The sequence below is a fragment of the Paenibacillus sp. tmac-D7 genome, from assembly GCF_006519665.1.
GTDB lineage: Bacteria > Bacillota > Bacilli > Paenibacillales > NBRC-103111 > Paenibacillus_G > Paenibacillus_G validus.
This window is the reverse complement of the sequence record NZ_VIDW01000078.1, coordinates 1-11,674: the sequence shown is the minus strand read 5'-3', so window position 1 is coordinate 11,674 and position 11,674 is coordinate 1. Positions and strand designations below refer to the sequence as shown.

Genomic DNA, 11,674 nt, shown 5'->3' with positions numbered 1-11,674 from the left:
TTACGCACAACATTATGTCTATATTGCAGTATAGTTTATAGTAATAAATTAAAACTTTCAATTAAAAATAGTTCATTTGCTTGCCATACTATTTGATCGGAATCTTTGTTTTCAAATATATATTTAAAAACTGGGTAATTTCCTTGTGCAACAGATTTATTAAATCCCAATTGTATCAAATGTTCTTTGAAATCCCTTAGCTCTTGATCACTAACATTCTTACTCAATATTACTATAGCTTTCTTTTCCTGCGGTCCCTCGAAAAAAATTTTAACTTCGTCTCTTCCTTCTTTGAAAGTTACAATCGTTTGATTCTCGAGTTTAACAACACTACTCTTTAAATAACTATGTAATATTTTGGATTGTCTTATTCTTTGAATATGATTATAAATTTGTTTTCGTAAACCCATATCGTCATCCTTATTTAACAAAGAGAATAAATCTCCTGAATACAATTGATTATGTTCATTTTCTAAGTTATTTTGATTACTATCTTCTTTAATGTTTGTATTCCATAACATTTCTCTAACTTCTTTAGATTTATTATCTAAATGTACTAATAAGTCATAGTTATAATATAAATCATTAGTAATAGTCTTGCTTAAACTAGAAAAACCAACAAATGCACCTAAAATGCCATATGCTAAGAAACTTTTTTCTATTTGATTCTGCTCGACCATTTTCTCTAACTCATCAATTTTTTTATTCTTTAAGATAAATAACAGTAAATTTTTTAATACGACCGAAGTTATTTGATTAATTTCAATATTAAAATCTCTATTTGTAATTCTTTGTATAATTTTCGATATATCGGAAGAATAATCTAAGTCTACGCCAATCTGTTCATTTATAAAAGCTTCGATGTTCTTTAAAAATACTTCTACTTCATCTTTTAAAAGTTCTCGAGAATTAAAGACCTTTTTACTTAAAATGGAATTGATTATAAATTCGTAAATCTTAAGCTCTTTATCGTTAGTAAATAGAAATTCGTTAATCTTGATCTCCTTACTTTTTGATATTTCTTTGATTAACTCCACGAACAACTCTTTTTTTGATATATTCTCCAATGCCCTCTTCGTATTTGTTTCTGCATTTTTTAAACAATCTTCCACAAAATAGTTGAATGGTTCTGGTAATTTTTTTGCTTGCTCTAGCGCTTTTGCTATATTTTCTAGTATTTCACTACTATCGTGTTTTTTGAAAGATTTAATTAAATAAGCATATAAAAAACCTTTCATTCTATTATATATATGTAAATCCTCGTCGTACTTATTTAGAGGCTCGTTCCTAGTAATAACAGGGATTTGCAATCCATTAAGTGTCACATTTTTTAGTGATTCTTTACTGATTAAATTAAATTTATCACGATATTTGATTATTAATTTAACTTCTTCCACTACCCTAGACTTAATAAGAATTTTCTTAAGATGTTCTTCTGAAAAAAATCGAAACTTTACATTATTTAAATCAAAGAATAGTGTACTTGAAGTAACAAAAACATGCTCTGATATCTGTTTTAAGTTAATTTCATTTCCTAAAGATAGTTCTACTATCATTGGATATTCTTCATATTCAGAGTCTTGTACATCTACTAGTTTAAAGTAAGGTGGGATATTGAATAAAGTCAAGAAGTTCTCATCAAGTGAAAGTTCAGTCTCAAAATGTCTTGTAGTTCCAAATTTTCTATCCTTATAGAATCTCTTTGGAGATATACTTTCTGATGCGAGCAAGTCATTAAAATTAAGAGATGTTGTAGGATAATATAATCTCATAGACTAAGTTACCTCCTTTCTCATACTTCTTTATAGTCATAATATGTACTAGGTATAGCCCTCAGAAATGGTGATAAATTTTCTGAAAAGGATATAAAAAGGTCTTCACTAGCCCTTGTAACAGCTACGTACAAAGCATCTTTTAAATTATAGACATGTCCATCTAACTCACAGGATGGAAGGAACACATGTTCAAACTGAAGCCCTTTTGAACTATGATATGTCATAATTTTAGGTTTACTCGTATAAAAATCGAGTTTATTGATGGGCTTTTTCAAATTAGTATCCTTATATTTTGCTTCAACAGACATACCTAATTGTTCGAAATACTGCGATACAAGCTTAACCTTTTCATTATTTTGTAAGAGTACACCTACATCAGACCAACCTTCTTGTCTAATGATATTGCTAATATAAGCAATCTCCTTATATAAACTATTACATTTTATAATTAGTGGCAGGGGACCCCTTTCTTTTACACATCTAGAAACTATATCATTATTGTCACTTTTAATGTATTGTGCGAAACTCGCAATCGATTTTGGCAATCTGTAGTTTTTCTCAAGTTTCTTATGGTTGTTAGGTCCAATATTGGATATTCTCATTACTTTATCTAATTTCAAAGCTCCTTTATGCTCATAAAGTTGTTGAGCATCATCACCAAAAAATATAAAGTTATTATTGGACATTCCCACCAGTTTAGTTAATTGATCTTCTGTAAAATCTTGCACTTCATCAACAATAATATAGTCAGCGTTATCATAGCCAAGCTTCTCTAGCTGGTTATAATTACAAACTCGGTCAGGGTCAAGACCCAAACTTGTTATCCCATCTTTAATAAAAGATCGCAATGTTACTGTATACAGTACAATTAAATATGACCCTGCACCAGAATCCATAATTTCTTTAGCTTTTTGAAGAGCTAGTACTGTTTTCCCGCTACCAGCACACCCTTCAATTAAGTAATTCCCTAATTTAAGCATTCTGATTTTATATTGCTCATCATCCAGTTCATCTTCTCTAACAAGCCATCTTCTATCTACAATATCATCAATAAAATTAAAACTCATAAATCCTCCGACAAAAACGATGTGGAAAAATTACTAATAAAATGATACCATATAATTAACCAAAATGGTTAATTAATTTATATTTGGGGAGAATATCTGTGTGGAAGTTTTATTTCGAAATGAAAAAGAACGGGAGTTCTACCAAAGTGAAAAGCTGCTAAGAAAAGAATACGGTGAGCTAGCAAGAGCAATCACAAAAAGGCTTATTCACCTTAAATCATTTGAATCAGTCGGGGCTTTTTTGGAAAAAGGACTTGGTAAACCACATCTGCTCACTGGTGATTACGATAAATGTATTGCCGTAAATATAAGTCCTAACTATAGATTAATACTTGAGCCCATGTACGATACGGACACTGACTTCTCTAAGCTAAACTTATATGCTGTGAAGGTAGTCACTATTTTGGAGGTGAAGGACTACCATGGAAACTAATGATTTTATGCCTGGAATTGCAATTCCCCCCGGCGAAACCTTACAAGAAGCACTCGACGAGCAGGAAATGACTCAAAAAGAATTAGCCCTACGACTTGGCTGTACCCCAAAACATGTTAACAGCATTATTAAAGGTACTGCATCCATAACTCCCGACTTAGCTATCAAATTAGAAACGGTATTGGGAATCCCTACTCAGTTCTGGTTAAATCTCGAACAAATATACCAAGAATCAGTTGCTCGCATAAAGGCTATTCCGGAAATCGAAGAAGAAGTCTCGCTCCTTGAACATATACCATATACCGAAATTTCAAAGCTAGGATGGGTTCCTGTTACTACTAACACTATCGAGAGAATAAAAAACCTAAGAACTTTTTTTAAAGTCGCTTCTCTTGATTGCTTACCGTTTGTTCAAACAGTTGCTTTTAGAAAAGCTTCAAAATATTCATCAGAGGAATACTCTTTGGCTGCTTGGATAAATAAAGCTGAAAATGATGCAAAGGACATTGACGCTAATCTCTATAGTAATAAAAAGCTAACTGAAAGTCTTCCCCTCCTCAGGAGACTGACAAACCGCCCGCTAAAAGCATCATTTGTAGAATTACGGAACATCTGTGCTTCCTTTGGGGTTAAAGTTGTTGTGTTACCTCATATTTCAAAAACCCATGTTAACGGTGCAACTAAGTGGCTTCCAGATAATAGGGCTCTTGTAATGCTTAGTTTAAGGGGAGCTTATGAAGATATTTTTTGGTTTACCTTTTTTCATGAGATTGGTCACGTTCTTCAAAACAAAAAGACCACTGTATTCATCGATATGGAAGAGGATGAAATCAATGATTTAGAAATTGAAGCAGATAATTTCTCTCTAAATACATTAATTCCTCAACACTCTTACAATGAATTTCTTGCCTCAGGAAAATACAAAGATAAAATAGCAATTAGAAAGTTCTGTGAGGATCAAGGAATTCACACTGGGATATTGGTTGGGAGACTAATGAAAGATAAACTTATTTCATTTGGTGACCCATCATATCAGGACTTCAGAAGGAAAATAACTTAGGGTACGGCCTATCTTCAATTTGAGGATAGGCCGTATTTATAAAAAATGTAATTTTATCCATTATTTATAATAAGGTTCGCCGCACATAATCTTGAAACTAAGCTGCCCGTTAGCTTAGTACCTTTCTTCAAACAATACGTAGATTACCTTGTCCGCTTGGATTACCCAAATTTATAATTATTATAAATGCACAGAATTACCGCCGCCTAGCTTGAATTGCTACCCTCTATGTAGATATGGCATTAAAAAGCTGAAAAAGTCTACATAGGGGGTTGTTTTTTCATGTCCAAAAAAGGATCCATCCATCGTAAACATTCGCAGGAGTTTAAAGTAAGGCTTGTGGAACAGCATCTTAAAGAAGGCATATCCATAGAAATACTGGCTGTCCAGCACCAATTAGAACCATGGCTTATCCGTAGTTGGAGGACAATCTATATCGAGCATGGTGCGAGCGGCTTACAGCCTAAAGCGAAGGGCAGACCTAAGGGAACGCCTGCTATTGGCAGACCTAAAACGACCTTCACTTCCGAGATGGAACGATTACAGTACGAGAACGCGAAACTAAAATTGGAGATCGCACAATTAAAAAAGCTCCAAAATTATCTAAGGGGGATGTCTAGTTCCCGTTCAGGTCATCACAAGAATTGCGTATGAATCCATCCGGGAACTGTCCTCCGAATTGAGCATAAACATGCTTTGTAACATGGCGTGTGTCTCCAAGTCGGGTTATTACAAGTGGCTTGCTCGAAGGGGAAAACCAAATCGTTGGCAGGTGGAGGAGCAGTCGCTTATGAAAAGAATCGAGGCGGTTCACTCCATCCGACCAAGCTTTGGCTACAGGCGTGTCACGGATCGACTTCGCAAGGATGGCTGGTGGACAAGTAAATAACGTGTACTCAAGGCCATGCAGCGGCTAGGAATTCAGGCAAGGCTTCGAAAAAAGCAAAACTACAGAGTAGGAACGGAGCATCATTCCGTCGGTAATGTCCTGAATCGGAACTTTACTGCTACACGCCCCATGGAAAAGATCGTTACCGATGTTACATACTTGTATAGTCGCGGTACCGTTCTGTCTTCCTTGATCTCTACAACAATGAGATTTTGGAACTTGAAGTCAGCGACAGGAACGATCTTGAGCTTGTCATACGTCCACTCCAAAGACTGCTTTCCACCAAAAAGAGCGATTTGGCCCCTGACGCAATCATTCATTCCGACCAAGGAAATCAATACACTTCTATAGCCTACGGGCGCTTGCTCGAGCAACATGGAATTACACAGAGTATGTCTCGTAAAGGACTCCTTTAGATAATGCCCCCGTCGAAAGCTTCTTTGGTTGGTTTAAGAATGAGCTGTACGTGGACTACCGCCCTAGGAGTCCTGAGGAACTACGGGAGGCTGTGTATGTTCATGCGCTCTTTCACAATAACGAAAGGCCTCAATCTAGATTAAAAAACAACGCACCCATTCCCTACAGGAAGGAGTGCGCTTAGCGGCTTTAATATCTCTGTCTACAAAGACTTGACCAGTTCAGCTTTGGCGGCTTTTTTGCACCCATTTTGAGAGGAGCGATTCGTATGTTAACAGCAGCACGCCTGCGACTGACTCCCGCTGCTATCACCTTGCACCATCCTACCGGGATTGTGGCTGAATCATGCTTTTGACCTTTCCACTCATTCAACAGCCACCTGACCCGATTGCCCCGCAGTGGCTGGCTCCGAGGCTGCTACAACTGTTTTCGTCGGGTTCTTGTTTGCAAGCTGTTGAACGGAAAGCTCCAAAAAGGGCCGCAACAGGTCACTCGTTCACCACCTGTCACAGCCCCCAAATCCGCATCCAGCGCGGCCTCTCCGTTCCTACTCTCTCCCCGTCGCAACCGGATTGTCCGGGTACGAGCACCAATCGCTCCAGCTGCCCGCGTACAGCTTCACATTCTTGATGCCCGCCTGCTGCAGCGCAATGATGTTCGGGCACGCCGTTACGCCGGAGCCGCAGTACACAACCACTTCCTGCGCTTCGCGCAGGTCACTGAAACGTTCCGCCTGCTCAGCCTCCGACTTCCACAGTCCGGCGGAGTCCAGGCTGTCTTTCCAGAAGCGCTGCTTCGCGCCCGGAATATGGCCGGCCACCGGATCGATCGTTTCCTCGATTCCTTCATACCGCCTGCTTTCGCGGGAATCGATCAGCACGGTGCCGGGACGTCCGATCCGCTCCTTCACCTGCTCCATCGACAGCACCAGCTCCGGGCGAAGCTGCGGCTTGAATACTGTCGGATGCTCTACCGGCGGCTCATCCGTAACCGGATAGCCCGCTTCCTTCCACCGCGTATAACCGCCATCCAGCAGGCTCACCCGGTCATGCCCCAAGTAGGTGAGCAGCCACCATAACCGCGATGCCATCGCCCCTCCTTGATCGTCGTAAGCGATAACGAGGGTGTCCCGGTCGATCCCGATTTGGCCGAGCTTGACTGCCAATTGATCCGGGTCCGGCAGCGGATGCCGCCCGCCGTGTACGTCTTTCGGCCCCGATAAATCCTGCTCCAAATCCAAATAAAAGGCCGCGGGAATATGATCGGCCGCATAGGCTTTGCGTCCGGCCTCCGGATTCCCCAATATGAATCGGCAATCCACAATAACCACTTGATCGTCTGTACCGTGTTCGAACAACCACTCCTGGCTCACCACATGCTGCATGCCAATCACTTCCTTTATAGGGATGATTTCCTGTATGATATCAGTATACAACGGAACGGATCTCCGGCGAAAGCGGAACGGGCTGCGAAGCGCCGATCTTGCGGCCGAACAAGCCGATAGCGGAAACCGGCAGACCGCCGTTTCGTACGAAGGAGGCCGGCTGTTTGCCATGTCTGAACCCCTATACCGGATCGCCCCCCTGCTGCCGGAACATTGCCGCGAAATCTGCACCTGGCGGTATCCCGCCCCTTACGACATCTACGAATGGCGGCCGTGGGAGCTGATGGTTTCGCTGCAGGAAGAGTTCGCCGACCCCCGGCTGCGCGACGAACAATACCGCGCTGTGCTGGACCGGGAAGGAGAGCTGTGCGGGTTCGCTCAATTGTTCCCCATCGTCGGGGTTACGCGTCTAGGTCTGGGCTTGCATCCGGACCGATGCGGCGGCGGCAACGGGGCAGCATTCGTCAGGGCGATCGCCGAAGAAGCGCGACGTCTTCAACCGGAGCACGAGATCGATCTGGAGGTGCTCACGTGGAACGAGCGGGCGATTCGCGCTTATCGAAGCGCCGGTTTTGAAATTACAGACACGTATGAGCGTATGACGCCGAATGGCCCGGCTGCCTTTTACTGCATGGTTTGGCACGAACGCTGACGAAAGGGAGGGCTGATCTTGCACACGGAAGCGTTAAACCGGATCGCCGGTGTTCTGAACGAACACCGCATCGAATGGGGTCTCGGCGGCTCCTCCTTACTGGCCGTCTGCGGCTTGGACGAGCGGCCGAACGACATTGACCTGCTCGTAGCCGCGAACGATGCCGAGCGGGCGCATGAACTGCTTCGGCAGCAGGGCAGCTTCGCGGCGTTCGCGCCGAAGGAGCCGTTCTGCACGACGTACTTTTACCACTACACGATCTGCGGCGCCGAAGTCGACGTGATGGGGCTGTTCGGCATCCGGCATGAGAGCGGCACGTACCGCCTCGATTGGCGCAGGAACGAGGATGACCGCAGCATCAGCCACCCCGAGGTCTCCTCCCCCATTCCGCTTACGCCTCTGGAGGAATGGTTCGTCGTCTACTTGCTGATTCCGGGCAAAAGCCCCAAGGCCGATCGCATCGAGCAGCATTGGCTTCAAGAGGGCCGTCTCCGCCCTCATCGACTGCGCCAGGCGTTAAGCCGGGAGCTGCCGATGCCCGTACGCGAGCGGATCGCTCGCGTTCTAGACCGGGGATGAGGGGGGCTCTGCAAACGCCGCTTGCGGCGGAGGACGTGTTTGGCGGCACAGACAGGGATCAGCTCAGACTCGGCGCGCTCCCGCTCCACCGTCTCCACTCCCTTGCCCGGCTGTCCCACTCTTCGGCCCGAAAGTCCCGGAGCCCCCGCTCCGGCCCGAGCAAATTCGGCGTTCCTATGCCCATTATCCATCGTTCATGGAAAGGGCAGTATATAAAAAAAGAGCAGGCAACAGCCGCCCTACTCTCCCTCTTGCGCCTCGCCGCGTACGGCCGCATACGCCGCATCGAAGCGACCGGCCGACTCCAGGTCGAGCTCGGTCAAACCGCCGGCGCTCCACGTCGTCAGCTTGAGCGTGACGACTTTATAATCGATGGCAATCAGCGGATGATGATTCGCCTCCTCGGCGATCCGCGCCACCTCCTGCACGAACGCGATCCCGTCCAGGAAAGCCCGGAACCGGTACCGCTTCACGATCCACTTCGTCTCCTCCAGCCCCCAGCCGGGCAGTTCGCCAAGCCGCGCTTTCACAAAGGCCTCATCCGCAAGCTTCGGCTTCATCATCCTTCGCCCCCTCACACCAAATGAATAATACGCGTAAACGAATCGCCGGTAGCGACGCGAATGATATGCCGCTTCGCATCGTGAGTGACGACACAATTGCCGACATGCATGGAACCCTCCGTGCCAAGACCGTAGAACAAATCGTCGGCAAGCGTTTTCATGCAAGCCTCGCGTTCCTCCGCCTCCAGTTCTCCCCAATCCTCCGCCGACATCTCGAGAAAATCGTGACAGCCGGAGGCCGACTGCAGCGCATCCGTAAAATCCGTGATGATATCCTTGTATTCTCTGCCGAACTTAACTCCCATGCCGCTTCATCCTTTCCTTGCCGAACCGCAGACGATTCCGCGGACTCCTTGTACTTATTGTACCTGTAAAGCGGATATCGCCGCAACGGTCGAGAACCGAATGCGCCCTTCCAGAGAAAAGGCGGCCCCCGCGCATTTGCATGCAAAATCTGGTACACTATAAGGATAGACAAAACGAGCGGAGGGCAACAGATGCTCAAGCTGCAGATTCCGAAAAATCGAATAAACGCGTTGGCCCGGTATCTGCGCGATCATTTTACCGTCGAGCGGCTCGACGGCGGCTGGGAAGATTTCCACAAGCGCCGCGTCGAGGATGCGGAACTTAAACACGGTATCGAAATTCATGCGCTGGTGCGCGAGACGAAGGCGCATGAAGTGATTTTAAACCTCGAGGCGATCGACAAAAGCGAGTGCAGCTGCTCGGATGGCGATCATTGCAAGCATATAGCCGCGGTCGTCTTTGCGCTGTTCGCGCCTCACGGCCGCCCGGAGCTGCTGCTGCAGCAATTGAAGCAGGCGATTCACGTTCGCACGAGGCAGCAGCAATCCAAACAGCAAACGAACGCCCGGGCCGCCGAGAAGCGGCAGGATCGGCTCGATCCGCCGACTCCGGACCAACCGCCGGGGTACTGGCAGCGGTTTTTCGACCAGCAGTTTTACGGATTTTCGCTGAACCAGCAGCAATCGATCGAGTTGTTTCACAGCGCGGCGAAAGAATCGCTCAGGCCATACGGGAAGTCCTGGGAACGTCCGCTTCGGGAGCTGTACGCGCTTCATCTGATTGTGTTCATCATGCGGAAGATCGAGCAATTTTATATGGATACCAAGACATCCTATCTCTCCTACTATATCGAGACCGGCTGTAAAGCCGTAGCGCGCCAATGCCACGAGGACATGCAGCAGCTTATTCCGGAGATGGACATCGCCGGGATCGCCAAGAAATATCCGGCCTACTGGAAAGAGACGCTTGCGATGATCGCCGAGGCCGCGCTGACCGGCAAAGATTCGCCGTTGTCGTGGTCGACGGTCTATCGCGGCCTCTGGTGGCGGATGGCCGATGAGCGCGAGTGGCTGCGGGAGGAACGGGCACGGCTGCAGAAGCTGCTCACCGCCTCCGATCTGCCGGCACGCCGCAAAGATGCGCTGGTGCTGGCGGAGGCTCATTTTACCCTCATGGAGGAAGGAGACGGGGCCGCGCGCGAACGGATGGATCGGCTCGTCCGCCGGGAGCCGCGCGACTTCTTCATGTACCTGCACGCTTGTTATCAAGAGGAAGCCTGGGAGCGGATGCTCGCTTGGCTGCGCTGGCTCCTGCCTGTCATGCAGAAGGCGCAGCAGGAGGACTTGCGGCAGTTTTGCCACTACTGGATCGAGGCCGTGCAGCGGCAGACGAACGACGCCGAGTGGGTGCACGTGATGGTGGCGCTTCTGCCGCGAACCTACACGTTCTACACGACCTATCTGATGAAAGCCGGGCGCTATCGGGCATGGATCGACCTGCAGCTGGCCAACCGGGTGTCGCCGCTCAACTTGTACTCGCCCGACCTGCAAACGGTGGAGAATCACGATCCGGCGCTTGTGCTGCCGCTTTATCATCAGGCGGTCGAGCGTTGTATCGCAGAGAAAAATCGAACGGCCTACCAGAACGCCATGAGGCTGCTGAAAAAATTGAACGCCCTCTATAAAAAACTGGAGCGACCCGCGGTCTGGGAGGAATATATTTATCGCCTGGCCGTGAAATACTCGCGGCTGCGGGCGCTGCAGGAAGAGCTGCGGAAAGGAAAATGGATCCCATGACCGACACGACCGAGATCCGCGTACATATACGCTGGGCGCAGCAGGACGATTTCTTCATCTGGGGCACGCGTTACAACGGCGGCATCTACGATGCTTACGACTTGCGGGATTGGCTCTTCGCCTGGCATGAGCCATCATTCTACGGTACCTTCATCGAGGTGACGGAGTCGGCCCAAATGGAAGGCCTGCTGCTGCCCGCCTTAGAGGCGCTCGACTATTTGGCCGCGCCGGCTGTGGTGCAGCACCAGCGGCTAACGTTTACCCCCGAGCTGTCGGAGCTGTCCAAGCTCGCTCCTTATGTCAAGGACGCGCTCCGCGCCGGACGCTTTATGCCGGATTTCGCCAAATGGAAGAGCGGCGAGCTCGGCTGGAAGCTCGAGCTGCCGGAACACGCCGCCGCTTGGGCGGCCTCTCCGCTCGCCCAGCATTGGATGGAACGGCTCATTCCGCTCTGGATCGAAGCCGACGGCGTCATGCGCGAGCATCTCAACCGCCTCGAACGTTCGTTCCCGCTGTTCCGGCGGGGTCAAGAGTCCGTCGACGTCTGGATGGACGAAGAAGACTGGCTCGTGTCCATCGGCTGGCAGTCGGACGGCACGCCGTTCCGCACGTGCCTGAAGCTTGAGGAGCCGGCCAAGGCGGGCGGCGACTGGCCGCTGCGCGTCGTGCTGCAGGATCGCGGCGCCAAGGAGAACGTGATCGAGCTCGAGCCGAGCGCGATCCATACCTGGACGGCCGCAAGCGCAGCCGCAG

The 11,674-nt window shown here is 47.6% G+C and carries 11 protein-coding genes and 3 pseudogenes; 9 read left to right on the top strand and 5 right to left on the bottom strand.

The window, feature by feature from the left end:
- Positions 1-35: 35 nt before the first annotated feature.
- Both FKP33_RS26035 and FKP33_RS26030 read right to left on the bottom strand, forming a co-directional pair.
- Positions 36-1,772: a hypothetical protein gene (locus tag FKP33_RS26035; RefSeq protein ID WP_141336747.1), complete on the bottom strand. Its 1,737-nt coding sequence runs from the start codon at positions 1,770-1,772 to the stop codon at positions 36-38.
- Positions 1,773-1,792: 20 nt separating this feature from the next.
- Complete coding sequence (locus FKP33_RS26030; protein ID WP_141336746.1) at positions 1,793-2,842, bottom strand: 3'-5' exonuclease; 1,050 nt, start codon at positions 2,840-2,842, stop codon at positions 1,793-1,795.
- 100 nt (positions 2,843-2,942) lie between these two features.
- Between FKP33_RS26030 and FKP33_RS26025 the strand changes: the two genes are divergently transcribed.
- From FKP33_RS26025 to FKP33_RS28890, 5 genes and pseudogenes are all read left to right on the top strand, one after another.
- Positions 2,943-3,275 carry a hypothetical protein gene (locus tag FKP33_RS26025; protein ID WP_141336745.1) on the top strand — a complete coding sequence of 111 codons (333 nt, stop codon included), beginning with the start codon at positions 2,943-2,945 and terminating at the stop codon, positions 3,273-3,275.
- The gene (locus FKP33_RS26020; protein WP_141336744.1) at positions 3,265-4,335 is read left to right on the top strand and encodes a HigA family addiction module antitoxin; all 1,071 of its coding nucleotides are present in this window, start codon (positions 3,265-3,267) and stop codon (positions 4,333-4,335) included. The genes FKP33_RS26025 and FKP33_RS26020 overlap by 11 nt, the downstream gene beginning before the upstream one ends.
- Positions 4,336-4,617: 282 nt before the next feature.
- On the top strand, positions 4,618-4,989 hold the full coding sequence (locus FKP33_RS26015; RefSeq protein WP_141336743.1) for a transposase: 372 nt from the start codon (positions 4,618-4,620) through the stop codon (positions 4,987-4,989).
- A gap of 420 nt (positions 4,990-5,409) precedes the next feature.
- Positions 5,410-5,640: pseudogene (locus tag FKP33_RS28895) on the top strand (DDE-type integrase/transposase/recombinase); the annotation flags it as partial.
- A gap of 2 nt (positions 5,641-5,642) precedes the next feature.
- Positions 5,643-5,825: pseudogene (locus FKP33_RS28890) on the top strand (IS3 family transposase); the annotation flags it as partial.
- A gap of 363 nt (positions 5,826-6,188) precedes the next feature.
- Here the strand turns inward: FKP33_RS28890 and FKP33_RS26000 are convergent.
- A complete protein-coding gene (locus tag FKP33_RS26000) occupies positions 6,189-7,025 on the bottom strand; it encodes a sulfurtransferase (protein WP_141336742.1) in 837 nt (278 codons plus the stop codon).
- A gap of 169 nt (positions 7,026-7,194) precedes the next feature.
- Here FKP33_RS26000 and FKP33_RS25995 point away from each other — a divergent pair, with 169 nt between their 5' ends.
- Positions 7,195-7,677, top strand: a complete 483-nt coding sequence (locus FKP33_RS25995; protein WP_141336748.1) for a GNAT family N-acetyltransferase — start codon at positions 7,195-7,197, stop codon at positions 7,675-7,677.
- An 18-nt stretch (positions 7,678-7,695) separates the two neighbouring features.
- Complete coding sequence (locus FKP33_RS25990; RefSeq protein ID WP_141336741.1) at positions 7,696-8,256, top strand: nucleotidyltransferase family protein; 561 nt, start codon at positions 7,696-7,698, stop codon at positions 8,254-8,256.
- A 239-nt stretch (positions 8,257-8,495) separates the two neighbouring features.
- Here the strand turns inward: FKP33_RS25990 and FKP33_RS25985 are convergent, their stop codons facing one another.
- Both FKP33_RS25985 and FKP33_RS25980 read right to left on the bottom strand, forming a co-directional pair.
- The gene (locus FKP33_RS25985) at positions 8,496-8,819 is read right to left on the bottom strand and encodes a 4a-hydroxytetrahydrobiopterin dehydratase (RefSeq protein ID WP_306439401.1); all 324 of its coding nucleotides are present in this window, start codon (positions 8,817-8,819) and stop codon (positions 8,496-8,498) included.
- A gap of 11 nt (positions 8,820-8,830) precedes the next feature.
- The gene (locus tag FKP33_RS25980; protein ID WP_054798637.1) at positions 8,831-9,124 is read right to left on the bottom strand and encodes a hypothetical protein; all 294 of its coding nucleotides are present in this window, start codon (positions 9,122-9,124) and stop codon (positions 8,831-8,833) included.
- A gap of 192 nt (positions 9,125-9,316) precedes the next feature.
- Here FKP33_RS25980 and FKP33_RS25975 point away from each other — a divergent pair, with 192 nt between their 5' ends.
- Entirely contained in the window at positions 9,317-10,921 is a 1,605-nt protein-coding gene (locus FKP33_RS25975; RefSeq protein WP_127610244.1) for an SWIM zinc finger family protein, read from the top strand.
- A pseudogene (locus FKP33_RS25970) lies at positions 10,918-11,674 on the top strand (DEAD/DEAH box helicase); the annotation flags it as partial. The gene FKP33_RS25975 and the pseudogene FKP33_RS25970, both read left to right, overlap by 4 nt.